This is a genomic window from Komagataeibacter xylinus, from assembly GCF_004302915.1.
Lineage (GTDB): Bacteria > Pseudomonadota > Alphaproteobacteria > Acetobacterales > Acetobacteraceae > Komagataeibacter > Komagataeibacter xylinus_C.
This window is the reverse complement of record NZ_QQBI01000003.1, coordinates 193,767-218,545: the sequence shown is the minus strand read 5'-3', so window position 1 is coordinate 218,545 and position 24,779 is coordinate 193,767. Positions and strand designations below refer to the sequence as shown.

Below are 24,779 nucleotides of genomic sequence, written 5' to 3'. Positions count from 1 at the left end.
ACAGACAGATCATTCGCAGCCATGATCCATCTCACCGCCGCAATCATCAATTCACGTTAATTCCCAACAGGCCCCAAAAAGCTTCAGGAAACGCCGCCCTGTTGAAAAAAGGCGGCGCCTTCCCTGTATCAGGCCGGGCTGTGGGGCGCGGGCTCGTCACTTTCCTGCAGGTCTTCCGCTGCGCGGCGCAGGCGGTGAAAGCTGCGCCGGCTGATGGGCAGGAGCAGGAGGTAGATCACGCCTGCCGCAGCCAGCGCACCCCATGGCTCGGCAATCAGGATGGCGGCATAGGCCCCTGTGCCCAGCATGGTGGGCAGGATGAACGGCGAAGGCACCTTGAAGTTCTTGAACGACCACACCGGCAGCGTCGATACCAGCAGGAAGGCCGTGCCGCTGAGCGTCAGCGCGGGCATGAGCGGGTCGCGGGTGAGGTCATACAGCCAGCCAAGGTGCAGGCGCTGCGCCTCCAGCCCCAGAAAGAGCGGAAACAGCGCCAGTCCCGCACCCGCTGGCGCGGGCACGCCGGTAAAGAAATTGGCGGCGTATTTGGGCTGGTTGGCGTCATCATCAAGGCTGGCGTTGAAGCGGGCGAGCCGCAGCGCCATGCAGACCGTGAACATGATGCACGGAATGTAGCCAAACCGCCCCCCCTCGTGCAGTGCCCACAGGTACAGCACGAAGGCGGGTGCCACCCCGAAGCACAGGAAGTCGGACAGGCTGTCGAACTCCGCGCCAAAGCGGCTGGTGCCGCGCAGGAGCCGCGCGATGCGACCGTCAAGCCCGTCGATGCATGCGGCAATCAGGAGGGCCGTGGCCGCGCCGCCAAACCGCCCCTCCAGCCCGAATCGCATGCCCGTCAGCCCCGCGCACAGGCCGAGCATGGTCATGAGGTTGGGGATCATCCGGTTGAACGACAGGCCCCGCACGCGGGGGCGCTGGCGTTTTTTCAGCCTGCGGATGCGGCGTGACCGGTTGGCGGGGGGGGGAACTGCCATAACCGCTTAAAGCCGCGCCATCACGGTCTCGCCGCCGATCATGGTCTGGCCCACCTCGACAAGCGGGGCCACGTCGGCGGGCAGGTACAGGTCGGTGCGCGAGCCAAAGCGGATCAGGCCAAAGCGCTCGCCGGTTTCATACTGCATGCCTTCCTCCGCATCGCACAGGATGCGGCGCGCGATCAGCCCCGCGATCTGCACCACGGCAAGCTGCCGCCCGTCCTTGAGCGTAAGGCGCAGGGCATTGCGCTCATTGAGCTCGGATGCCTTGTCAAGGCTGGCATTGAGGAACTGCCCCGCATGATACGACACGCGCGTGACCGTGCCCGCGATGGGCATGCGGTTCACATGCACGTCAAGCACCGACAGGAAGGTGGCGATGCGCCACACCGGGGCATCGCCCATGTCGAGTTCCGGCGGCGGCGCCACTTTCTCGATCGAGACGATATGCCCATCCGCCGGGGCCACGGCCACGTTGGCTTCGGCCGGGGTGACGCGCTCGGGGTCACGGAAGAAATACAGGCAGAACCCGAAGAACAGGCCACTGGCCGTACCAAGCAGCTTGGTTGCCCGCCACGGCAGCAGCCGCCCGATCACGGCGCCCGCGCCGGACGCGAGCAGGAAGGGGCGCGCAGCCGGGTGCGGCGGGGCAAGGACAAGCTTGAGGGATTGAATTAGCGACATGGGACAATGTTCATGGAGATTCCCGCAAAATTGGTCAAGTATCCTGCGTGTTCCCACCCCGCGGGCGGTGGGCGATGCTGCGTGAAAACAGCCGCGCGGGCCGCAGCCGCAGCCCGGCGGGCATGATCGTGGCCGGGCGGGTGGGCACGCCTGCATAGATGTCCTTCACCGCCTCGATCATGCACACGCCGCCAAGGCGGGGGAAGAGGGTGCGCCCCGTCCATTCCGCCATGGTGGCGGGGCCCGCGGGGCATGGACCGGCGGGGGGAATGTAGAGGGCATCCTCATGGCGCTCGGCGCGGAAGCAGGCATTGGCCAGCCAGCGGTCGATCTGGCGGCGCGAAAAGGGCGTGCCCTGCCCGAAGGGTGAATTGTCCGTATGCGCCCACAGTCCGGCCCGGTTGGGCACGATGAGCAGCAGCGCGCCGTCATCCTTGAGGATCTTCCACACCTGGCGCAGCAGGGTGTTCTTGTCCTCGCTGGTTTCAAGCGCGTGGATCATCAGGATGCGGTCGAATTTCAGGTCATCAAAGGGCAGGCTGTCGCCCCGGGCCACGCAGTCGCGCCCCTGCCACGGCCCGCCCTCGCGCGTGACAGGCGCGTCGAGCCTGGCCGAGAAGCAGGGCTGCCCGGGCCGGTCCCATAGCGGCAGGAAGGGCAGGGCATAGCCAAGCCCGAGCATGTGCCCCCGTGACCCCTCGGGCCAGAATCCGGCCATGCGCTGGCCAAGCAGCCGGGCGGCCATCTGGCCCCGGCGGGAAGCATAAAAGCTTGCGGCGGTGTGCATGTTGGCGCCCATGGGTGTTACACTAACAGGCTGCACGCGGGCATGCCATGCCCATGGCGTGGCAGGAGATCAGGTTACATGGAGGGACATGTCATGGCACGGAAACTCTCGATCAGGGCGATTCCCATCCTGTCGGACAATTACGCCTGGTTCGTGCATGATGGCCCGGCAGGCCCCGCTGGCATGATCGACCCCGCCGAGGAAGCGCCGCTCGTTGCCGCCATTGATGAAGCGGGCGGGCGGCTGGACATGATCTTCCTCACCCACCACCATGCCGACCATATTGCCGCAGCCGAGGCGCTGCGCCAGCGTTATGGTGCGCGGATCGTGGGGGCGGCGGTGGATGCGTACCGCCTGCCGCCGCTCGATATCGCGGTGCGCGATGGCGATGTGGTGGCGTTTGGCACGCAGCAGGTGCAGGTGATTGCAACCCCGGGCCACACGGCGGGCGAGGTATCGTATTATTTCCCCACGGGGCCTGCGCTGTTCTGTGGCGATACGCTGTTCAGCATGGGCTGCGGGCGTCTGTTCGAGGGCACGCCGGCTGACATGTTCGCCTCGCTGCGCCGCATCGATGCCCTGCCCGGTGAAACGCTGTTGTGCTGCGGGCATGAATATACGCAGTCAAATGCGCGTTTCGCCCTGCATGTCGAGCCTGGCAACCCCGCCGTGCAGGCGCGCGCGGCCGAGGTCGCCAGCCTGCGGGCGCGTGGCCTGCCCACCCTGCCTGTCCGGCTCGATGAGGAGCGTGCGACCAATCCCTTCCTGCGCGCGCCCGACGTGGCGACGCTGGGCAGGCTGCGCAAGGAAAAGGACAGTTTCTGACATAATACGTCATGAACGCAATGCGCCGGGCATGGAAAGCCTGTGCGTGGCGCTCCGGCGGGGCAGGACAGGCCGTTTTGTCAGGGCGGAAATGAAGGTTTTATGACACGGCTCATGGTCGGGGCGCGGGTTATGCCCTAAAGGGAAGGGGCACGCCTCACGCCAGGGCGTCCGCGCGGGGCGCCGGGGCCCCTCGGCCCGGTTCCCGCGCCATGTGAAAGGAAGGCATGTGTCGGTCTCTTCTGCTCCCGTCGTCATCAAGAAATATGCCAACCGGCGGCTGTACGATACCGAAGTGTCGGCATACATCACGCTCGAGAACCTGATCGACATGGTCAAGCTCGACCGTGCCTTTGTCATTCTCGACGCCCGCACCGGCGATGACATTACCCGCGGCGTGCTCGCCCAGGTGATGCTCGAGGAGGAAACGCGCGGCCGCGCCATGCTGCCGGTCGCCTTCCTGCGCCAACTCATCCGCTGTTATGGCGACAGCAGGCAGGGCGAGGTATCCGACTACCTCGAGCGCATGATGGGTGAATTCATGGACCGCCAGGCTCCGGATGCGGCAGGCGACGGGCTTGAGGCGCTGGGCCAGGAGCAGGCCGCCGTGGTGCGGCAGGCCATGTCGCTGTTCACCTCGCTTTACGCGGTGGAACGCGCGGGCAACCGCACGGTGGAGAACCTGTTGCAGGAAATCATGGACCTGCGCCAGCAGGTGGAAACATTGCGCGGCCAGCTTGCGGGCAGTTCCCCCACGGCGGACTGATAGGCAGCGGTTCTTTTTTACGCAGCCCCGATCAGCCCGGTCCGGACCATCTGCCGCCGGGCATCCTGCCGTGCTGGCGGGGCGATGATGGTGGAATGCCACGGGCAGCCCTGGGCAATCCATCTGGCGCGAAGCTGCGCGTGCGTGAACCTGGCATCCCCATAACCGAACGGCATGCCGCGGCACGGGCAGATTTCAAACGAGGAACAGCCATACGCATCATAGGCAGGCTTGCTCAGGTCAGGAGAGCCGCAGGCCTGGCCAGGTATGACGTGGCCCTGTCACGCGCTCGTGGTGGCCGGGGAGGCCGCGCTGGGCACGGGCAGCCCGTTCTGCGTGCACAGATCCTGCCACGCGCTGCCAATGGCAGGCAGCAGTTGCGCACGCTTCAGCCCCGCGGGCAGGGGCCTGCCCACCACGATGTGAATGGTGCCCGGCGTCTTGACCAGCGCCTTTGGCCCCCAGTGCAGCCCCGCATCGGTCGCGACCGGAATGACCGGCAGGCCGGTATGCGCCGAGAGGGCGGCAATGCCCGGTTGCAGCTTTATCGCAGCGCCAGGCGGCGTGCGCGTGCCTTCGGGGAAGATGATGATCTGCCGCCCTTCCTTCGCTGCGCGGTCGGCCTCGGCCAGCAGGGCGCGCAGTGCTTTGGCCCCGGCATTACGGTCCACGCCGATCATGCCGGTCAGGCGCAGCATGGGGCCAACGAGCGGAATGCGCTCAAGCTCGCGCTTCATGACATAGGTGGGCAGCGGCACGATGTTCATCCACGCGAATGTGTCGAACATGGACTGGTGCTGGCATGCCAGCAGGCATGGGCCGGGCGGCAGGTGCTCGAGCCCGCTCACCTGTATGTCGATGCGGCAGATGCGTTCCAGCCCGCGCAGGGTCAGCCCGGTCCACAGCTTGGCGTAGGCCAGCGCGTATTTTTTGCCGCACAGCCGGATGGCGAAGGCCGCGATGCCCATCACGAGGGTCAGCACGACAAAATACAGGTTGAACACGAAGGCGCGCAGTACGGTCATGGGGCTAACAGGTCCATCGGGGGTGGTTCAGCGCTACCCTAACACCAGAAAACGCGGCCTGCGACAAGCCGCCCGCTTACCCCATGGGGGCTATGGGCCGCGTGTCGGCATGGTGGAGCAGGCCGTGCAGCGGGCGGGTCAGGCGGGCGATGTCAAGGCAGGCGAGCAGCCATTTGTCATATTCCACCACCATGAGCCGGATCGTGCCGGGGTGCAGCGGGTGGCGCAGGGCAGGCGAGCGGATGGGGTAGCCATACAGGCGCACGCCGGGCACGGTGCGCGCGATCTCGAGCATGGCGCGGCGGATATGGTAGCCTGCGGTGACCACGATCACGCTTTTCATGCCGTATTCATGCACCCATGCGGCGGTTTCATCCGCATTGCCCAGCGTGGAGGCGGCCCGGTGGCCCAGTGTCGTATGCATCCACAGCGCCAGGGGCACGGGAGGGGGCTGGTGGCGCAGGAAATCACCCAGCGTTGCATGCCGGTCCACGCCCGAAATCAGCAGCCGGTCCCCATAGCCCTGCGCCAGTAACTGCAGCGACTGCTCGATGCGGCCCTGCCCGCCGGTCAGCGCCACGATGCCATCGGCATGCGGGGGCACGGCGGCCGGGCGGCGGGCATCGACAATGAACCAGCCCAGCCCCGCGCACCACGCGGCAAGGCCCAGCAGGCCCGGCAGCAGCAGGCGGCGCAGGCGTGTCATGGCAGGCGGCGCAGCCAGGCCCGCACGGTCAGTTGCGTCGTGGCCCAGCCGGTCAGCCCGGCTGCGGGTGGCACGATCACGAGCATCCACAGCAGGGCAGGGGGCAGCAGGGCGCTCCATGCATGCAGGTCGCGCCAGTCGGGGGCGGTAGCGGGCGCATCGCCCATGGCGGTGAAGGGCGCTGCGAGCTGCGACAGGGCCAGCAGCATGGGCAGCGCCAGCACGCTGCCGCACAGCCCGCCCCACAGCGCCAGCAGCCCCACGCGCGTGGCAAACCGGCCCGAGATGTAGCTGTCGGTCGCCCCCAGCGCATGGATCAGCCCGATGGCCTGCCGCCGTGTGAGCAGCCCAGCCCGCGTCGCGGCCATGACCACGCACACAGCCACCGTCATCACCACCAGCACCGCCAGGCCCGCGCAGGCCTGCAGGCTGGCGGCAAGGGCTGCCAGCCGGTCGCTCCATACGCTGTCATGCTCCATCAGCACGCCCGGCGCCTGCGCCTGCAGCCGGGGCAGCAGGCTGGCCGCCACGTCCTGCCCCGGGGCGGTGTGCAGCTCGATCACGGCAGGCAGCGGCAGGCTGGCATCGCCGGTCTGCTCGATCCATGGGGCGAGCAGCGCGCGCAGTTCGGCATCGCTCAGGCGATGGGTGTCGGTAATGCCGGGGGTGGCGGCCAGGATGGCCAGCACTGCGTCGATGCGGGTCGCGGGCATCTGGCCCATGGCGGCCGTGGTGGTGGCGGGATCGGTGGGGCCGGGCACCTGCACGGTGGTCACAGCGCCTGCCCCATGCGTCCAGCGTTGCGAGAGGCTGTGCGCGGCAATGCCGCCCGCCAGCGCGAGTGCGGCAAGAAAAGCCATGCTGCCCACAAGGAATGGCAGGAACCGCCCCGGCAGCGCCTGCCGCAGGGCCAGCCCGTCATGATAGCGCTGGCGGGCCATCAGCCGTGATCCCGCACGAGATGGCCGTGGAGGAGTTCGATGGTGGGCGCAGGGTACTTGGCCACGATGGCATCGTTATGGGTGGCGACCACGATGGTGGTGCCCAGTTCGGCCAGGCGGTGGAACATGCGCATCAGGCGGCCGGCCTGGCGCTCATCAAGGGCATTGGTCGGCTCATCGGCCACCAGCAGGGCCGGGCGGTAGATCACGGCCCGCGCAATGGCCACGCGCTGCTGCTCGCCGCCCGAAAGCTGGGGAGGCAGGGCATCGAGCCTGTGTTCCAGCCCGACCCATTTCATGATGGCATGCACCTCATGCGCAATTTCGGCCTCGGCGCGGTGCTGCAGGCGCAGCGGCAGGGCCACGTTGTCGAACACGCTCATGTCGGGCAGCAGGCCGAAATCCTGCTTCACCGCCCCGATGCGCCGCCGCAGCCGCGCAAGCCCCGCGCGCCGTGTCTGCCTGACCGGCACGCCCAGGATCTCGACCATGCCGGAACTGGCCTGCACCTCCAGCGACAGGATGGACAGCAGCGACGACTTGCCCGCCCCCGACGGCCCCAGCAGCCAGCGGAATTCGCCCTGCGCCACGTCAAGGCTGACATGCGACAGCGCAGCCACGCCGGCCTGGCTGCCGCCATAGGCGTAACTGACATCATGCAGGCGGAACATAGGGCGGGTCCGTCCGTTTGTTACATGGTGCGCGCGGCGATGGTCGACAGCGTTGCGCACAGGGCCGCCAGCGCCATGAGCATCAACCCGTCAAACACCAGCGAGGACGGCGTGAGGAAATGCGATCCCACCTCAAGATGGTCAGGAATGGAGTGGGCCACATGGGCGATCATGTCACGCGCCTGCGGGTCGCTGCCCGCCGCCCCGTTGACGATGCCGATCACATGCGGCAGCGCGCTCCAGCCAATGCCCAGCACCAGCACCAGGGGCGCCACCAGCTCGGAAACCTGCTGCACGAGGTAGAACGCGAAATAGAACACCGCCCACACGCCAATGCGCACGATGCGCGGCCCGTTCAGCCTGCCGGGAGGGGTGGCGTCAGGCGGCAGCGTGCGGTCCTGGGAACGGCTGGAAAAGGAACTGTCCATCAAAACAAGACTCCGGCAAGGGGCGGCTTCCCCGGATTGTAGGAAATGCATTCCTGCCCGAGGTAGCGATGGCTTGTATTAAATGCAAACTTCTGCCTTGTGCATATGGCAAACAGCGAAGGGCGCCGGAGCAATGGATCACACCAGCCCACAGCAGGCCACGGCAACGGGGAGGGCCCGCCCCGAAGCCCCGCCGGTCATGGTCTTTCGGGTGGGGGAGCGGCAGTACGGCCTGCCCGCGGGCCTGGTGGTGCGCGAGTGCATGCCCGTGCCCGCCCTGCGCGCGCCCATGGTGACGGTGCCGCATGTTTCGGGCTGGTTCCGGCTCGGGGGTGCCATGGTGGCGGTGCTTGACCTTGGTGTGCTGCTTGGCGTGCGCGCCCACGCCGTGCGTGCGCCGCTTGATCTGCTCTACCGCCCGCTGCTTTTGTGCAACCAGCCCGGCGGTGGCTGTGTCGCGCTGCTGGTCGATGCGGCCCTTGATGTCATGCACCCCCCAAAGGGCAGCCCCGCCATGGTTGACGCAGGCGCCACGGAAGCAGAGGGTGCGGGGCAGGAACTTGAACTGGGGGATGGCAGCACTGCCTTCATGTTGCGCATGACCGACATCCTGGACGACGGTGAACGCATGCGGCTCGACAGCCTGCTCGAGCGCACCCGCGCGCGCGCGGCCCTTTGGGCGCAGACGGACCCCGGCGCCACCACGGCAGCGGATGGTGCGCCGTGAGCGGATCGGCCGCCTTTCCGCCAGCGGGGTTTCGCAGGCTCGTCAATGCCGTGACCCGGCGCACCGGCCTGCATTACTACGTGGACAAGGCCGACCTGCTTGAAGAGGTGGTGGGCGCGCGCATGCGCCTGCATGGCTGCCGCACCTGCCATGACTACCTGGCCCTGCTGGCCGACGGCACGCATGGCGATGCGGAATGGCGCGAGCTGGAATCGGTCATCACCATCGGGGAGACCTTCTTCTTCCGCTATGCCGAGCAGTTCGCGGCCCTTGAGCGCACCATCCTGCCCCGGCTGATCCGCAGGGCGCAGGCCACGCGGCACCTGCGGATCTGGAGCGTGGGCTGCGCCAACGGGGCCGAGCCCTATTCCATCGCCATCGTGCTGGCGCGCCTGCTCGATGAGGCAGGCCAGAAACTGGCGGACTGGCGGATCGACATCCTGGGCACCGACATCAGCACCCGCGCCCTTGACCAGGCGCGCGAGGCCGCGTTCAGCGCATGGAGCCTGCGTGATATTGCGCCTGCGCAGCGCGCGGAATGGTTCACCCCCGTCAGCGCGCGCCTGTGGCGGCTGCATGAGGGGTACCGGCGCATGGTCACCTTCCGCTACAGCAACATCCTTGACCTGTTGCGCCCCGATGGCGGCCCCGCCGGTCCGTTCGACCTCATCCTGTGCCGTAATGTGCTGATCTATTTCGCGCAGGCGCAGGCGGTGGGGTTGGTGCACGCCATGGCGGGGCGCCTCGTGCCCGAGGGCTGGCTGCTTTTGGGGCATTCGGAGCCGGTTTCCGATTTCAGGCCGTTTCTCGAGACCGTGCGCCTGCCCGGCACGCTGGCGTTCCGCGCGCCATGCGTGGGGGGCGCGCAGGCGGCACTGGCCGCAACGCGGCCGCCGCCCGCGCCCCGCATCCCGCGTGCCACGCCCCCTGCGTCGTTGCCCGACAGCACGCCCGTGGCCGCCGCCATCCGCCGCGTGGCCGATGGCGGGCACGTGGCGCGCGCCATGCAGATGTGCCGCGACCATCTGGCCCGCCACCCGGTTGACGTGCGCATCCATTTCCTGTTCGCCGTGCTGGCATGGGGGCACGGCAACCTGCTGCAGGCCGAGGAATCGTTCCGCCGGGTCATCTATCTGTGCCGCGACCACGTCATGGCGCGCTGCTACCTCGCCCGCCTGCTTGAAGATGCGGGCGGCCATGCGCAGGCCGCGCGCATCCGCGCGCAGATGACGGAACTCGCCAGCCGCTGCCCGCCCGATGCCCCCCTGCCTGATGGCGATGGCCTGACCGCGGGCGGGCTGCTGCGGCTGGTGCGCCAGCTTGATGAGCCGCCCGGTGCGCCGTCTGGCGCGCGCCAGGCCATGGCCCGCGCCCAGCAGGTGCCGTCCTGATGGTGCGTTTTTTCGGCCCGCCGCCTGCCGCCCCCCCCCTTGCGGGGCGCGAGGCCTTTGCGCGGCGCGTGCTGGCCGACCGCGCGCGCATCATGGCCGCCCGCGCCGACACCGAAGGCCCCGGCGTGCCCGCGCGCCCGCTGGTCCTGCTCGACCTTGCGGGCCAGTGCTGCGGGGTGGACCTGCATGCCGTGCTGCGCGTGACCGACCCGGTGTGGAGCGACATGCCGCGCAGGCCCGACTGCCCGCCCGGCGTGCGCGGCGTGCATGGCTATCAGGGTGACCTTTATACCGTGTTCGACCTGTCGGTGCTGCTTGGGGGCGCTGCACTGGCGCAGCCCGGTGTCATGCTACTGCTGCGCTCGGTGTCGAGCATTCCGCTCGGGCGCATCGCCCTGCTGGCCAGCAGGGCGGGCGGCACGGTGGACATTACCGCAACACCCACCCCCCTTACGCCCTCGGGCTTTCCGCAGGCCAGGCTGGCCGATGGGCGCAGCATGACGGTCATCGATCCCGCGCGCCTGTTTTCTTCCCGTTATGTCGGAGTGTGAAGTGCCGTGACTATCGCCAATCGCCTGCTGTTCGGTTTCATGGTCGGTGTCCTGCTCATGGTCTCGCTGGGTATCTATGCGCTGGGGCAGATACGCGACGTGCGCGACGAGATGACCATCATCGTCACGCGTGACCTGTCGGTCTATCGTGAACTGACCCATATCCGCGCCAACGAGAACGACCTCGTCGCCCGCAGGCTCGCCATCCTGGCGCATTACTACGCCCATGATTTCGAGACTGCGCCCGCCGTGCTCGAAGATGCCATTGCCAGCTGGGATGAAAAGGCCCGCGAGGCCGACAGCCTGCTCGCTGGCGTGCTTTCCCGTGCCGAGGAAGGCGGCCGCCTTGCGCGCAGCAACGACCAGCGCGAGATGTTCAGTACCGTGGCCAGCCAGCTGCGTGATATTTCCAGCCAGTTCCAGATGGATACACGCGGCGCGGGGCTCCTGTTCCAGGCCATCCGTGCGGGCAATGATGCCAGCGTGCGCGAGCAGGCCTCGCGCATAGACAGCCGCGAGCAGTCGATCGACCTGCTCGTGGGCCGCGCCGCCTCGCTGCTCGACCACGGGGTGCAGGTGGCCGAAACCCAGGGTGCGGCCTCCTATGACTACAGCCGCCGCTCGCTGGCCATTGGCATGGTGCTCGCCGTGGTGGTGGCGCTGATCGTGACCTTCTGGACGCGGCGCTCGATCATGGAGCCGATCTCGTCCATCATGCACGTGATGGAGCGCGTGGGGCAGGGCGACCTTGCCACCCGCGCCAAGGTGGGCAGCATGGGCGAGGAGCGCGATGAGGTCGCCCGCCTTGCCGCCGGGCTCAACCGCATGATCGACGGCCTGCGCGAGATTGCCCGCCAGAGCGGCGAGGTGACGCAGAACCTCGATGCCGCCGTGGCCGAGATCCGCGCCTCCACCCAGCAGCAGGCCGCAAGTGTTGAGGAACAGTTTGCCGCAGTCCAGGAAACGGCTGCCACGGTGGACGAGATCACCCATTCCGGTGCCCAGATCAGCAAGCGCGCGCGTGAGGTGATTTCATCCGCCGAGGTGATCGTGCACAGCTCGGCCAGCGGGCTTGAGGCCGTGGAGGAAACCGCGCGCGCCATGGCCCACACCCATGATGGCGCCGAGGCCGTGGCCTCGAACATCGTGGCGCTGTCCGAGCGCACCGAGGCGATCAGCGAGATCATTGCCTCGGTCAATGACCTGTCGGAGCGTTCGCACCTGCTCGCTCTCAATGCCGCCATCGAGGCGGCGGCGGCAGGCGAGCATGGCCGTTCGTTCGCCGTGGTGGCCGCCGAGATGAAGATCCTCGCCGACCAGTCGCGTGATGCCACCCAGAACGTGCGCGCCATACTGGGCGACATCCAGCGCGGCATCAACACCTCCGTCATGCTGACGGAGGAGGCGGTCAAGCGCGTCTCGGCGGGCAAGGAACGCACCGACATCGCCTACCGCACCATCGAGCGCATGACCGGCGGCATCCAGGAGGGCGTGAATGCCTTCCAGCAGATCGTGGCCTCGACCAACCAGCAGCAGATCGGCATCGAGCAGGTCATGACCGCGCTGCAGAGCATCCGCCAGGCCAGCCAGCAGACATCGGGCGGCACGCGCAACCTTGAGGTCTCGGCCAGCAACCTCGGCAAGCTGTCCAAGCAGCTGCTCACCATTTCCGCGCGTTACCGGACCTGACGGGCCAGCCCGTGGATAACCTGAGGGACGAACTGCTGGCGGTGTTCGATGCCGAATACCGCGACCACCTGCGGGCCATCCGCGCCATCGTGGCGGCGGGCTGCCCGGATGCGCAGGGCCTTGCGGAGATCTTCCGCCGCGTCCATTCGCTTAAGGGTGCGGCGCGCGCGGTGGAACTGCCGGTGGTCGAGGGCGTGGCCCATGCGCTCGAGAACCGCCTCTCGGCCCTGCTCTCGGCCCATGCGCTGCCCGACGCGGCCGATCTTGCTGCCATTACCGATACGCTCGACGAGATCGACCTGCTCATGACCGCAACGCCCCCGGATGCGCCCGCCGCACCCGATGAGGCGGCGACGCAGGTGGAAAACCCGGCCTATGTGCAGGTGCCCGTGGCCCGGCTCGATGCGCTGGCCGCCGCCGTGCATGACCTCATGGCCGTGGCCGACCGGCATGAGCGGCTATGGGCGCAGGTGATGGACCTGCTGGGTGATGCGCGCGCCGTCATGCACGCGCCCGAGCGCATGCGCGCCGACCCGGTGGCCGAATTCGCGCGCATGACGCGCCGGCTGATGGGGGTGGGGCGTGAGCGTGAGCTCATGGCGGGCCAGATCGACCGTGCCCTGCTGCGCCTGGGCGAGGAAGTGCATGCCGTAACCCTCGTGCCCGCCGAGAGCGTGTTCGGCTCGCTGGCCGCCATGGCGCGGCGCATCGCGCGCGAGCATGGCGGGCCGGAGGCAGGCGTCGAGGTGCACATGACCGGCATGAACGTGCAGACTGAGCGCCGCGTGATGCAGGCATTGCGCGACCCGGTTATCCATCTCGTGCGCAACGCCATCGTGCATGGGCATGAAACCCGTGCCGAGCGGCTGGCGGCGGGCAAGTCGGAAGACCTCAACATCACCATCGCCGTGACCATGACCGGGGTGCGGCTGCAGGTCGCGGTGAGCGATGACGGGCGCGGCCCCGACCTGCGTGCCATCGCCGCCCGCGCGGCAGGGCAGGGGCTGGTCCATGCCGATGCCCCGCTCGATGCACGGCAGTTGCTGGCGCGCGTGTTCGAGCCGGGTTTTTCCACCCGTGGCAAGGCCGACAGCCTGGCCGGGCGCGGGGTGGGGCTTTCCGTGGTGGCGGAGGCGGCGCGCGCGCTCCATGGCAGCGTGCGCATGGAGCAGCGCCAGCCCGCGGGCACCACCGTCATCCTGACCGTGCCGGTGTCGCAGCGCCAGCGCACCGTGCTGCTGGTGGAAAACGAAGGCCAGTCCCTCGGCCTGCCCGGCCGGGTGATCCGCCACCTGCTGCGCGTGCGGCGTGACGAGATCCGCCTGGTGGGCGGCATGCCGTTTGCCGTGGTGCCCCACCCGCCCAATGGCGCGGGTGTGGCAGACGAACGGCGCGAGGAGGAACTGGTGCCGCTCGCCCCGCTGCGCGCCTTCGTGGGCGATGAAAACGCGCCGCTGCCGGTGCGCGATGGCGCGGTGAGTGTGGTGGTGATGGAGGTCGATGGCGTGCGCTGCGGCTTTGCCGTCGAGCGCATGGTCGATGTGCGCACGCTCCTGGTGTCGGACGCCACCGCCGTGGGGCTGGACAGCGAGCTCGTGCCCGGCATTGCCTGGCCGCGCGAGGACCAGCCGGTGTTCGTGCTCAGCCCCGACCGGCTGTTTGCGCGCTGGCGCGAGCGCGGCAATGGGGGTGGGGCGCATTTCAGCGATGTGGACAGCGCCGCCCCCGTGGTGCCCGTGCGCCACGCGCCGCTGGTGATGGTGGTCGATGACTCGATCACGACCCGGACATTGCAGAAAACGATCCTCCAGTCCCACGGTTATGACGTGTGCCTTGCGGTGGATGGGGAGGAGGCGCTGGCCATGCTCCAGCAATCCTCGCGGCATGTGGATGTGGTGGTGACGGATGTGGAAATGCCGCGCATGGATGGCCTGGCCCTGCTCGCGGCCATGCAGGGGGATGTGCATCTGGCCCATATTCCCGTCGTGCTCATGACCTCGCGCGATGATGGCGAGGATATCCGTCGCGGCATGGAAGGCGGCGCGCGGGCCTACCTGACCAAGCAGCGTTTCGACCAGGGCGAACTGATCGACACCATAAGGGGGCTTTTGTGAACGCAGTCCTGCCCCAGCCGGTCCAGCCGCCAAGACGCGTGCTGATCGTGGAGGATTCGGCGGTATTGCGCCACCTGCTCATGCGCGTGGTGGCCGATGACCCGCGCCTTGAACTGGCCGAGGCGGTGGAAACGGCGGAGGAGGCCCTGCGCCTCGTGCCGCGCCTGCGGCCGGACGTGATCTCGATGGATATCTGCCTGCCCGGCATGGACGGGCTTGAGGCCACGCGGCAGATCATGGCGCATTTTCCCACCCCCATCGTCATCGTGAGCGACACGCTGGGCGGCCAGGCCACGCAGGTCTCGATGAACGCGCTGCGCTCGGGGGCGCTGTCGGTGATCGAGAAGCCGCAGGGGCTTACGGGCAGCGCGGGGGCCGCCGTGGCGCAGGGCATTGCCACCCAGCTCTACATCATGAGCCAGGTGCCGGTCATCCGGCGCAGGCTCATGCAGGCGGAGCCCTTTCGCCACAAGGGCATGTGGTCGCGCCCGCTTGTCATCCACCCCCGCATCCTCGCCATGGCCGCCTCCACCGGGGGGCCGACCGCTTTTGCCCGCGTGCTGGGTGACCTGCCGCCCGATTTCGCGCTGCCGGTGGTGCTGGTGCAGCATATGGGGCAAAGCTTCATGGAAGGTTTTGCCCAGTGGCTGGACCAGCAGGTGGCGCTGCCGGTCAGGCTGGCGCAGCATGGCATGCCACTCGCGCGCGGGCAGGTGCTCGTGGCGCCGGGTAACCGGCACATGACGGTGGGCCCGCGCGGCGAGGTGCTGCTGCACGACGCAGCCCCGGTGCAGGGGCAGCGCCCCTCGGCTGACGTGCTGTTTTCCTCCGTGGCAAGGGTTTTTGGCGCCGACGGGCTTGGCGTGCTGCTGACCGGCATGGGCGAGGACGGCGTGGAGGGGCTGGGCCGCCTGCGCGCGCGCGGAGGCTACACGGTGGTGGAGGACCGCAGCACCGCCGTCATTCACGGCATGCCGGGCGCTGCCGAGCGCACGGGGGCGGCATGCATCAGCCTGCCGGTGCATGAAATCGCCCCCCATATTCTCCGGGCCATGGCGGGCGGCCCTGTTCCCTCCCAAGACCCCCTGGCTGGATAAGACGACCCCATGGTGCTGACCGACCGCGAAGCCATTGCCGACACCCTGCTGCTGGTGGAGGATTCGGACACGCAGGCCCTGCGCATCCGCCGTATGCTGGAAAGCCACGGCTTTCACGTCCATCGCGTGGCCAGCGGGGAGGAGGCGCTCGATACGCTCGATGTGCGCCTGCCGGGGCTGGTGATCGCCGATTATCACCTGCCGGGCATGAATGGCGGCCAGCTTGCCCGCCAGCTGCGCATGAACGCGGTCACGCGCACCATACCCGTGCTGATCCTGACCGAGGGGATCGAGCCGGGGCTGGAGCGCGAGGGGCTGGAAAGCGGGGCGGATGCCTATATCCCCAAATCCTCGGACCCGGCGCTGATCGTCTTCCGCATCCGCGCGCTGCTGCGCGAGCACGCGGCGCATGCGCCCTCGCTCGTGCCGCAGCGCGTGTTCCGGCGCGCGCGCATCATGGTCATCGCCCCCGAGCCCGAACACAGGCGCGCCGTGCCCGAACTGCTCGACCAGCTGCGGCGCGACGGGCACATCGTCACCCTGTGGCATGACCCCTCCCGCCTCGTGCCCGCCCTGCTGCATGACCCTGAGCACATGCCCGACTGCGTGGTGATCGACCTTGCGTGCCGGGAGTTCGACGGGCTTGAAGTCTGCCGCAAGCTTGATGAATGGCGGCAGGAGGACCTGCTCTCGGGCAACGTGCCGCCGCGCATACTCGGCGTGGATGGCGCCCCCCGGCCCGATGCCAAGGAGTTCTCGGCCCGCGTGTTCGAGGCGGGGATCGATGATCTCGTCTCGCGCGATGTGGGGCCTGCGGCGCTGGCGCTGCGCATTCGCGTGCTGGTGCGCCGCAAGCTGTTGCAGGATGACGTGCGCCGCATCGAGGTGGAGCGGCAGGCGCGCGAGATCGCGGTCAAGAGTGCGCGCGCGGAGGCGGCGGCCATTGCATCGAAGGCGTCGCTGGCCGAGGCGCTGGAGCAGGCCAACCGCGAACTGGCCGACGCCAACCGCAAGCTGATCGAGACCCAGGGCAAGCTGGTGCAGACCGCCAAGATGGCATCCCTGGGTGAGCTGGTGGCGGGCATCGCGCACGAGATCAACAACCCGCTGGCCTTCATCCTGGCGCACAAGGACACGGTGGCGCGCGGGCTGGACCGGCTTGCGGCGATGGAAGACGCCACCACAGATGCCGACCACGACCAGCGGGGCGCGATCCTGGCCAAGTGCCGCGACCGGGTGGGGTCGATGAACATGGGGTTGCGGCGCATCCAGAACCTTGTGCTGAACCTGCGCAAATTCTCGCGGCTTGATGAAGGGCTGTTCCAGCTTATCGACGTGCCCGAGGCGCTGGAAACGGTCATGGCGCTGCTGACCCAGAAACTGGGCAGCGGCATTGCGGTCAGGCGCCAGTATGAGGCGCCTGACCGGCTGTACTGCCAGGCGGCGCTGCTCAATCAGGTCATCATGAATATTATCAGCAATGCGGCGGATGCAATTCTTGCCGCCCAGCATGATGATATGTCTGGTCAGGGCGGCATGGCGGTGGGCGAGATCGGGATCCACACCTACCTCGCCCATAATGACAGCGGGCCCGACAGTTACGTCTTTGTCATTACCGATAGTGGCCCCGGCATTGCGCCCGATGTGCAGGAGCGCATTTTCGAGCCGTTCTTCACCACCAAGCCGGTCGGGGCGGGCACGGGGCTGGGGCTGGCCATTGCCTACAGCGTGGTGCAGGCGCATCACGGCAGCCTGTCGGTGGGGCGGGCGCCACAGGGTGGGGCGCGCTTCACCATTTCCGTACCGTGGCATCCGGAGCAGGGAAGTGAAAGCCCGCCACCGGCCGCCATATCATCCGGGCGCATGGCCTGACCATGCCCACAGCCCGCGTGCAGGGAGAGACCATGCCCATGAACACAGATCCTGCCGCGCAGGCGCGCCCCGTCGTGCTGCTGGTCGATGACGAGGCGGAGATCCTCGTTGCCCTGACCGACCTGCTGGAAGACACGTTTACCGTCCTGTCCACCACATCGCCCACCGAGGCGCTGCAGATCCTTTCCGCCCGCAACGACGTGGACGTGATCGTGTCCGACCAGCGCATGCCCGAGATGGGCGGCGACGTGATGCTGGCCCGTGCCCGCGCCCATAGCGATGCCCAGGCCATCCTGCTCACCGGCTATGCCGATATCGGCGCGGTGGCGGCGGCACTCAACCAGGGGCGCATCTCGTTCTATTCCCACAAGCCATGGGACCCCGACGCCCTGCGCGCCATGATCGTGCAGGCGGCGGATTACCACCGCCTCGAGCGTGAACTGCGCACCGAGCGCATGCTGCTGCACGGGCTGCTTGACAACCTGCGCTCGGGCCTTGGCTTCAAGGATGCGCAGGGGCGCTTCATCCGCATCAACCAGCAGGCGGCCGATTTCTATGGCCGGGACATCAATGCCTGCCTTGGCCACACGGAGGAGGAACTGTGCGATGCCGACCTCCTGCCCATCATCCGGGCAGCGCAGGCGCGCCTGCAGGCGGAAGGGCGGGATGAGGAAGCGCTCGAACTGCCTGCCCATATCCGGGGTGCGGCACAGGGGCGGTGGCGCGAGATCACGCGCGTGGTTCTGGGCGCGCTGGGCGATGGCTCGGCCGGCTCGGTCGTGATCAACCGCGACATCACCCGCCAGCAGGAAATGGCGGCCCGCCTGCGCCAGGCGGAAAAGATGCAGGCACTCGGCACGCTGGCAGGCGGCATCGCGCATGACTTCAACAACCTGCTTACCGCAGTGCTGGGCTCGCTCGAACTCGTGCGCGACATGGGGCCGGAGGAAGGGCCGATGGCCCGCCTGCTCGACAACGCCGCCGCCGCCGCCCAGCGTGGCGCCTCGCTCACGCGCAGGCTGCTCAATTTCAGCCGCCCGCGCGACCTGAGCCTCGAGCCGGTGGACGTGAACGCCCTGCTGCATGGCATGAAGGACCTGCTGGCCCAGACCGTGGTCTCGCGCCAGGGCAAGGGGGCCCGCGGGCAGCCCTGTTCCATCGTGGTCGATACCGCTGCATCCGACGGGGGGCTGCCGCCTGTGTGCACCGATGCGGGCCAGCTTGAGCTCGCCGTGCTCAACCTGTGCATCAACGCCGTCGATGCCATGCCCGGCGGTGGCATGATCGTGGTCTCGACCGCCCTCAAGCAGGTGAAGGAGATCGTGGCGGGCACCAACCTCGTGCCGGGTGATTACGTGATGGTCTCGGTCACCGACCAGGGGGTGGGCATGTCGCCCGATACGCTGGCGCGCGTGTTCGAGCCCTTTTTCACCACCAAGGATGTGGGGCGCGGCACGGGGCTGGGCCTGTCCATGATCTATGGGTTCATCCGTCATGTGGGTGGCGAGGTGCAGGTGCGCAGCCAGCCGGGTGAGGGCACGCGCGTGGATCTGTGCCTGCCGGTGCAGGGGGGCATCAGGGCGCAGGACCCGGCCCGGCCCGTGGCCAGCCTGCAGGCGGGGGCACAAAATGGCCGCGCGCTGCATGTGATGGTGGTGGATGACGAGCCGGGCGTGCGGGCGGTCACGGCAGGCTTTCTGCGCGCGCGCGGGCATGAGGTGCTTGAATATTCCTCCGGCACGGCGGCGGTGGAGGCGATGAAGGCGGGGCTCGGCCCGATCGACCTCGTGATCATGGACGTGATGATGCCTGGCATGGGCGGGCTCGAGACGGTGCACCACCTCCAGGCCCTGCGCCCCGGCCTGCGCGTGCTGTACCTGACCGGCTACGCCAGCGCGGGCGCGCTGCCCGCGGGCAGCGCCAATGTCATGCACAAGCCCTTCACGCAGGCGGACCTTGCCGCCCATATCGACCGGATCATGCAGCGCCCGCCTGACTGAAATGCGGCCCGCGCCCGGCAGCGGGCGCGTTGCCCCTTGTGCTGGCGCAGGAAGGTTTTATCTGTAGGACCATGCAAGATCATCATTCCTCATCCCATGACCCTGTCGGGTGGCATGGTACGACCATTTTGTGTGTGCGCCGCGGCGGGCGTGTCGCCATGGCGGGCGACGGGCAGGTGACGCTGGGGGCCACCGTGATCAAGGGCAATGCTCGCAAGGTGCGCCGCATCGGGCCGACGGGGCAGATCCTGGCAGGCTTCGCGGGGGCGACGGCGGATGCCTTCACCCTGCTCGAGCGGCTGGAAAACAAGCTCGAGCGCTACCCCAACCAGCTCGAGCGCGCCTGCGTGGAACTGGCCAAGGACTGGCGCACCGACCGCTACCTGCGCCGGCTCGAGGCCATGATGGCCGTGGCCGATGCCGAGCGTTCCTTCACGCTTACGGGCAATGGCGATGTGCTTGAACCCGAGGATGGCATCATCGCCATTGGCTCGGGCGGCAATTACGCGCTCTCGGCCGCGCGCGCCCTGCTGGGCATTGACGGGCTGGGTGCCGAGGAAATCGCACGCCGTTCGATGAAGATTGCCGGTGATATCTGTGTCTATACCAACCACTGCGTCATTGTGGAGACACTGGGCGCGGATGCGCATGAAGGGGCGGCCTGATAATGGAAATACCCAATCATACCCCGCGTGAGATCGTCTCCGAACTTGACCGCTTCATCATCGGGCAGGGCGATGCCAAGCGCGCCGTGGCCATTGCGCTGCGCAACCGCTGGCGGCGCGCCCAGCTGCCCGATGCGATGCGCGAGGAGGTTGTGCCCAAGAACATCCTGATGATCGGGCCGACCGGCTGCGGCAAGACCGAGATCGCCCGCCGCCTCGCCAAACTCGCGCAGGCGCCGTTCCTCAAGGTCGAGGCCACCAAATTCACCGAAGTGGGCTATGTGGGCCGCGATGTGGAGAGCATCATCCGCGACCTGATCGAGGTCTCGATCAACATGCTGCGCGACCTGCGGCGCAGGGATGTCGAGGCCAATGCAGGGGAAGCGGCCGAGAAGCTCCTGCTCGATGCGCTGGTGGGCGAGGGGGCTTCAGCCGAGACCCGCAACAAGTTCCGCCGCATGCTGCGCGCAGGCGAGCTCGAGCACAAGGAAGTCGAGATATCGATTGCCGAGGGCGGCAACCCGACCCAGTCCGACATGCCGAACATGACGCCGGGCACCGTCATCAACTTCTCGGATATGATGAAGGGCTTCATGAACCGCGTGCCGCAGCAAAAGCGCATGACGGTGGCCGCCGCCCGTGCCGCCCTGATCCGGCAGGAAGCGGACCGGATGCTCGATACCGAGGCCCTGACGCGCGAGGCCGTGGCCCATGCGCAGGATCATGGCATCGTTTTCCTCGACGAGATCGACAAGGTCTGCGCCCGAGCCGCCGAAGGGGGCGCGCGGGGCGGCGATGTCTCGCGTGAGGGCGTGCAGCGCGACCTGTTGCCGCTGATCGAGGGGACCACCGTCTCGACCAAATACGGCCCGGTGCGCACCGATCATATCCTGTTCATTGCATCGGGCGCGTTCCATATTGCCAAGCCGTCCGATCTGTTGCCCGAGTTGCAGGGGCGGTTGCCCATCCGGGTGGAACTGGCCTCGCTTACGCGCGAGGACCTGCGCCGCATCCTGACCGAGCCGGAGCATTCGCTGCTCAAGCAGTATGTTGCCCTGCTGGGCACGGAGGATGTGAAACTGTCGTTCAGCGACGGGGCGATTGACGCGCTGGCGGAGCTTGCGGCGGATATTAACGAGCGGGTTGAAAATATCGGCGCGCGGCGTCTGGCCACCGTGCTCGAGCGCCTTCTGGAGGATGTGTCCTTTACCGCAGCCGACCGCAAGGGCGAGGCTGTGCTGATCGAGGCCGCCGACGTGCAGGCCAAGGTGGCGCCGCTGGCCCGCAAGGGTGATCTGAGCCGCTTTATCCTGTAGGGCATGATCAGACCCGCAGGGGGCCGTGCCGCAGGGCGCGGCCTTTTGCATTCTGACCGATTTGATGGCCACCAATGCTGGAAAGATGATGACCGACCCGTTTGTAAAGCCCGAGGACGATACCGCCGCCGACGCCATTGCCGAGATTGGCGAGGAACTGGCCCTGTTTGATGACTGGATGCAGCGCTACCAGTACATCATCGAACTCGGGCGCAAGCTGCCGCCTTTTCCGCCCGCGTGGCAGGATGACGCCCATCGCGTGCCGGGCTGCCAGAGCCAGGTCTGGATGGAGGTGCAGCCGCGCGATGGCGTGCTCTACCTTGCAGGTGCGTCGGATGCCGCCATCGTGTCGGGTCTGGTGGCGCTGCTGCTGCGGGTCTATTCCGGCCGCAGCCGGCAGGAGATACTCGATACCGACCCAGCCTTCCTGCGCGAACTGGGGCTGGTGCAGGCGCTCTCCACCAACCGGGGCAATGGGGTGGAGGCCATGGCGCAGGCCATTCGCAAGGCGGCTGCCGCCCTGCCGGCCTAAAAACGCAAGAAAGTTTTTGGTGAAGCTTTTTTCAAAAAGCTTCAGAAACGGCTGCCTTTTGGGAAAAAAAGGCAGCGCGTGGACTATTCCAGCCTTCAGTAACCCGCATCAAATCCTGCGTCATCCACGGCGGCGTACAGGTCTTCGGGGTTGGTGGAGCGGGCATCGTAGGTGATAAAGGCCTTGCCCTGCTCGAGCGAGACTTCCACCATCGAGACGCCATCCACCCCTTCGAGCGCGCGCTGCACCTTGGCGGCACAGCCATCACAGGTCATACCCTGTATGTTCAGTGTCATTTTTTCCATGGTCTGGCTACCTTCTGCTGTCGCACGCCCGCAGTGGCTGCGTTGGGTTGATCCGTCAAATCATTACAATGGAACAGGGCGCTGCACCATGACCTCTTCCACAGTGCTCCCCCCGTGGCGCGGGACGCAAACCGGATTGCGGTGCGCCGGATAGAGAGAGATCACCCCATTATAGGATATATTGTATATATTGGGGCATGGTGAAAATGGAGGCCGGATGCCTTGAGTTATGATCTTATGGTTTTTGATCCCGTTACCGCCCCGCGTGACAGGACGGAATTCCTTGCCTGGTATCGCCAGCAGATGGAAGACGCGGGTGAAGGCAGTGCCACAACGCCGGCACTGAGCGCATGGTACAGGGACATGTGCCGCACATTTCTGGACATGGGCAGCGCAGAACTGGATGCGTCAGATGATGCCGGTCCTTATTTGACTGATTATTCAACCGTCAGCCCACACATGATCTACGCGGCTTTTGCATAGTCGGTGGCTGAAGAGGCGTATGCCCTGACGCGTGAACTGGCTATCCGGCATCGGATCGGTTTTTTTGATGTCAGCGCAACGGATGGGGAAATCCTGTTCCCCGGCTGATGGCTCAGGGCCTATTTGAAAAAGCAGCCCGGATGACATCCTGAAATTATAAAATTTTTTGATGAAGCTTTTTTCGAGACGCTTTGGAAGATGTCGCCTTTTTTAAAAAAGGCGACATCTTCCAAAGACTTTTCTTAATTTTTAAAAGTCATTTCTGGAGTGGCCTGCGCTTGCAGGCTGGCGCGCCTTTTGCATGGTCAGTATCATGAATGATATTATCGATCATAATAAAAATAGAAACCTGCCCATTCCATGCCCGAACAGGAAGCGGTCGCGATCCTAGCGTGTTCATGTGGCATCATGGAATGGAAAACTGTCTGTAGCGCACAGGGCGAATGCGTGACTGCTTGGGAATAGTGCATTGATAAAAAAAGGATAAAATTTTGGGCACTGCCTTTTTTAAAGGCGGCGTGCTTGAAAGCCTTGCCTGAAGATCACAGGCGTTTTCCCAGGTGACTGGCGCCCGGGCACCGTGTGCGGAGGGGGGATGCAAAAAGGGCCGGTGCTTGCGCAACCGGCCCTTGCATGGACGAGATGATTGACGTGGCGCGCGCGTCAGTCAACCGTGCTCATGCGGGTTTCATCAACGAACTTTTCGGTATCGTCATCGATCTTGCGTGACTTGCGGCCAGCGGGGCCATGCACGTACAGCGTCTTGCGGTCGATCTTCTGGTCAGAGCCCTGCGGCTTGAGCGGCATTTCATATTCTGGCTTCTGCGCATGGTCGGCCATCTGCAGCTCGGGGTTGAACACCGAGTTGAACTTCCAGATCATGGTCAGGAAGTTGGTCTGCCCCCGCAGGGCCAGGCGCAGGGCGATGCCCAGCGTGTCCTTGATCGCACTCCAGCCCAGATGCTTGTTGTTGAGGATCTGCTGGGTCTTGACCAGTTCCTCATAGAACTCGCGCAGCGGCAGGGTGGTGGGCATGACCGCGTGCTGGATGTCGAACAGGCGGTAGTCGCGCGTGGTCAGCTTGCGGGACTCGCTCTCCCAGATCTCGGTGCCGGGGTAGGGGGTCGTGACCGAGATGTTCACGATATCCGGGATCTCGAGGCACCACTGGCGGATGACCTCGAAGCGCTCGCGGTCCCATGACGGATCGGCAATCAGGTTGATGGCCACGATCAGGTCGAGCGAGCGGGCATATTCCAGCGCCTCGAAGTTGCGGTCCATCGACACGCGCTTGCGGAAGCGCTTCAGCCCTTCGGAATCCACCGCCTCAAGCCCGATGAAGATGTAGCTCAGCCCGATCTCTTTCCAGACCGCGAACACTTCCTTGTTGCGCATCAGCACGTCGGCGCGCGTCTCGAGGTAGTATTCTTTCTGGATGTTGCGGCGCTTGATCTCGTCGGCAATGGCCATGCCGTGCTCGGCATGCACGAAGGCCACGTCATCGACGATGAAGATGCCGGGCTCCTTGATCTCCTGCAGTTCCTCGCCAATCACCTTGGCGCTCGCCGTGCGGTAGGAGCGGCCATAGAACGTCCACGCACTGCAGAAGGTGCAGTCCCACGGGCAGCCACGGGCGAACTCGATGGAGGCGGCAGGGTCGAGGGTGCCGATAAAGTATTTGCGGCGGTGGCGCAGCAGGTCGCGCGCGGGGCGCACCTCATCGAGCGATTCGATGAAGATGGGCGGCGGGCCTTCGCCATCCATGGTCACCACGCCGGGCACGGTGGTCAGGTCCTTGCCCTGTTCCCAGGCCTCGAGCAGCAGGCCGACGGTGGCGTCACCCTCACCCTTGAGCACGCAGTTGATGGCGCCATCGGACAGGGCCAGCACGTCACGCGCGATGAACGAGATGGAATGCCCGCCAATGAACAGGAACACGTTGGGCAGGCGCTTGCGCGTTTCCTTGCACAGGTCGATGATCTCGGGAACATTGGCCAGGTAATTGCCCGAGAAGCAGATGGCATGCGGGCGGAATTCCTCGATGCGCTGCCAGTAATCGGGGTGTTTCTCGACCTGCAGGTCGAGGATCTGCACGTCATGCCCCTTGTTGCGCGCGGCACCGGCAACCAGTTCAAGCCCCAGCGGTTCAAGACGCAGGAAGACCTTCGTGTACATGAGCGAGCTTGGATGAACGGCCAGTAATCTCATT

At 66.6% G+C, this 24,779-nt stretch carries 25 protein-coding genes; 14 read left to right on the top strand and 11 right to left on the bottom strand.

Annotated features, from left to right (window positions below):
- Positions 1–128: 128 nt before the first annotated feature.
- From DV027_RS03805 to DV027_RS03795, 3 genes are read right to left on the bottom strand one after another with little or no spacing between them, the layout of a single operon-like run.
- Complete coding sequence (locus DV027_RS03805; RefSeq protein WP_207303406.1) at positions 129–995, bottom strand: CDP-alcohol phosphatidyltransferase family protein; 867 nt, start codon at positions 993–995, stop codon at positions 129–131.
- A 6-nt stretch (positions 996–1,001) separates the two neighbouring features.
- Positions 1,002–1,679, bottom strand: a complete 678-nt coding sequence (locus DV027_RS03800) for a phosphatidylserine decarboxylase (protein WP_130730596.1) — start codon at positions 1,677–1,679, stop codon at positions 1,002–1,004.
- 34 nt (positions 1,680–1,713) lie between these two features.
- Positions 1,714–2,466 (bottom strand): methyltransferase domain-containing protein, encoded by a 753-nt coding sequence (locus DV027_RS03795; protein WP_130730606.1) that lies wholly within the window; start codon positions 2,464–2,466, stop codon positions 1,714–1,716.
- Positions 2,467–2,559: 93 nt separating this feature from the next.
- Between DV027_RS03795 and gloB the strand changes: the two genes are divergently transcribed.
- Complete coding sequence (gene gloB / locus DV027_RS03790; RefSeq protein WP_130730605.1) at positions 2,560–3,291, top strand: hydroxyacylglutathione hydrolase; 732 nt, start codon at positions 2,560–2,562, stop codon at positions 3,289–3,291.
- Positions 3,292–3,520: 229 nt separating this feature from the next.
- Positions 3,521–4,057 carry a polyhydroxyalkanoate synthesis repressor PhaR gene (gene phaR, locus DV027_RS03785; RefSeq protein ID WP_130730595.1) on the top strand — a complete coding sequence of 179 codons (537 nt, stop codon included), beginning with the start codon at positions 3,521–3,523 and terminating at the stop codon, positions 4,055–4,057.
- A gap of 17 nt (positions 4,058–4,074) precedes the next feature.
- Here phaR and DV027_RS17370 read toward each other — a convergent pair whose 3' ends face one another.
- The 6 genes from DV027_RS17370 to DV027_RS03760 form a co-directional block, all read right to left on the bottom strand.
- Positions 4,075–4,233 carry a hypothetical protein gene (locus DV027_RS17370; RefSeq protein WP_165399097.1) on the bottom strand — a complete coding sequence of 53 codons (159 nt, stop codon included), beginning with the start codon at positions 4,231–4,233 and terminating at the stop codon, positions 4,075–4,077.
- Between the two features lie 105 nt (positions 4,234–4,338).
- On the bottom strand, positions 4,339–5,082 hold the full coding sequence (locus DV027_RS03780; RefSeq protein ID WP_130730594.1) for a lysophospholipid acyltransferase family protein: 744 nt from the start codon (positions 5,080–5,082) through the stop codon (positions 4,339–4,341).
- A gap of 76 nt (positions 5,083–5,158) precedes the next feature.
- Entirely contained in the window at positions 5,159–5,788 is a 630-nt protein-coding gene (locus tag DV027_RS03775) for a YdcF family protein (RefSeq protein WP_130730593.1), read from the bottom strand.
- On the bottom strand, positions 5,785–6,729 hold the full coding sequence (locus DV027_RS03770) for a cell division protein FtsX (protein WP_130730592.1): 945 nt from the start codon (positions 6,727–6,729) through the stop codon (positions 5,785–5,787). The genes DV027_RS03775 and DV027_RS03770 overlap by 4 nt, the downstream gene beginning before the upstream one ends.
- Positions 6,729–7,400, bottom strand: coding sequence for a cell division ATP-binding protein FtsE (locus DV027_RS03765; protein ID WP_130730591.1), 672 nt, complete (start codon positions 7,398–7,400; stop codon positions 6,729–6,731). Before DV027_RS03765 ends, DV027_RS03770 begins: the two co-directional genes overlap by 1 nt.
- Before the next feature lie 20 nt (positions 7,401–7,420).
- Entirely contained in the window at positions 7,421–7,828 is a 408-nt protein-coding gene (locus DV027_RS03760; RefSeq protein ID WP_130730590.1) for a hypothetical protein, read from the bottom strand.
- A gap of 133 nt (positions 7,829–7,961) precedes the next feature.
- Here DV027_RS03760 and DV027_RS03755 point away from each other — a divergent pair, with 133 nt between their 5' ends.
- From DV027_RS03755 to DV027_RS03705, 11 genes are all read left to right on the top strand, one after another.
- Complete coding sequence (locus DV027_RS03755) at positions 7,962–8,555, top strand: chemotaxis protein CheW (protein WP_130730589.1); 594 nt, start codon at positions 7,962–7,964, stop codon at positions 8,553–8,555.
- Entirely contained in the window at positions 8,552–9,946 is a 1,395-nt protein-coding gene (locus DV027_RS03750) for a CheR family methyltransferase (protein WP_130730588.1), read from the top strand. The genes DV027_RS03755 and DV027_RS03750 overlap by 4 nt, the downstream gene beginning before the upstream one ends.
- On the top strand, positions 9,946–10,497 hold the full coding sequence (locus DV027_RS03745) for a chemotaxis protein CheW (protein WP_130730587.1): 552 nt from the start codon (positions 9,946–9,948) through the stop codon (positions 10,495–10,497). The genes DV027_RS03750 and DV027_RS03745 overlap by 1 nt, the downstream gene beginning before the upstream one ends.
- A gap of 6 nt (positions 10,498–10,503) precedes the next feature.
- A complete protein-coding gene (locus DV027_RS03740; protein ID WP_130730586.1) occupies positions 10,504–12,186 on the top strand; it encodes a methyl-accepting chemotaxis protein in 1,683 nt (560 codons plus the stop codon).
- A gap of 11 nt (positions 12,187–12,197) precedes the next feature.
- Positions 12,198–14,300, top strand: coding sequence for a hybrid sensor histidine kinase/response regulator (locus DV027_RS03735; protein ID WP_130730585.1), 2,103 nt, complete (start codon positions 12,198–12,200; stop codon positions 14,298–14,300).
- Positions 14,297–15,397 (top strand): chemotaxis-specific protein-glutamate methyltransferase CheB, encoded by a 1,101-nt coding sequence (cheB, locus tag DV027_RS03730; RefSeq protein ID WP_275100968.1) that lies wholly within the window; start codon positions 14,297–14,299, stop codon positions 15,395–15,397. The genes DV027_RS03735 and cheB overlap by 4 nt, the downstream gene beginning before the upstream one ends.
- 9 nt (positions 15,398–15,406) lie before the next feature.
- A complete protein-coding gene (locus DV027_RS03725; RefSeq protein ID WP_130730584.1) occupies positions 15,407–17,269 on the top strand; it encodes a response regulator in 1,863 nt (620 codons plus the stop codon).
- Between the two features lie 38 nt (positions 17,270–17,307).
- A complete protein-coding gene (locus DV027_RS03720; protein WP_130730583.1) occupies positions 17,308–19,269 on the top strand; it encodes a response regulator in 1,962 nt (653 codons plus the stop codon).
- A gap of 71 nt (positions 19,270–19,340) precedes the next feature.
- Positions 19,341–19,934, top strand: coding sequence for an ATP-dependent protease subunit HslV (gene hslV, locus DV027_RS03715; protein ID WP_130730582.1), 594 nt, complete (start codon positions 19,341–19,343; stop codon positions 19,932–19,934).
- A 2-nt stretch (positions 19,935–19,936) separates the two neighbouring features.
- Positions 19,937–21,250: an ATP-dependent protease ATPase subunit HslU gene (gene hslU / locus DV027_RS03710; protein ID WP_130730581.1), complete on the top strand. Its 1,314-nt coding sequence runs from the start codon at positions 19,937–19,939 to the stop codon at positions 21,248–21,250.
- Positions 21,251–21,335: 85 nt separating this feature from the next.
- A complete protein-coding gene (locus tag DV027_RS03705) occupies positions 21,336–21,782 on the top strand; it encodes a SufE family protein (protein ID WP_130730580.1) in 447 nt (148 codons plus the stop codon).
- Positions 21,783–21,877: 95 nt separating this feature from the next.
- Here DV027_RS03705 and DV027_RS03700 read toward each other — a convergent pair whose 3' ends face one another.
- On the bottom strand, positions 21,878–22,087 hold the full coding sequence (locus tag DV027_RS03700) for a heavy-metal-associated domain-containing protein (RefSeq protein ID WP_130730579.1): 210 nt from the start codon (positions 22,085–22,087) through the stop codon (positions 21,878–21,880).
- A gap of 222 nt (positions 22,088–22,309) precedes the next feature.
- Here DV027_RS03700 and DV027_RS03695 point away from each other — a divergent pair, with 222 nt between their 5' ends.
- Positions 22,310–22,570: a hypothetical protein gene (locus DV027_RS03695; RefSeq protein ID WP_207303405.1), complete on the top strand. Its 261-nt coding sequence runs from the start codon at positions 22,310–22,312 to the stop codon at positions 22,568–22,570.
- Between the two features lie 663 nt (positions 22,571–23,233).
- Here DV027_RS03695 and hpnR read toward each other — a convergent pair.
- A complete protein-coding gene (hpnR, locus tag DV027_RS03690; RefSeq protein WP_130730578.1) occupies positions 23,234–24,778 on the bottom strand; it encodes a hopanoid C-3 methylase HpnR in 1,545 nt (514 codons plus the stop codon).
- Between the last annotated feature and the right edge of the window lies 1 nt (position 24,779).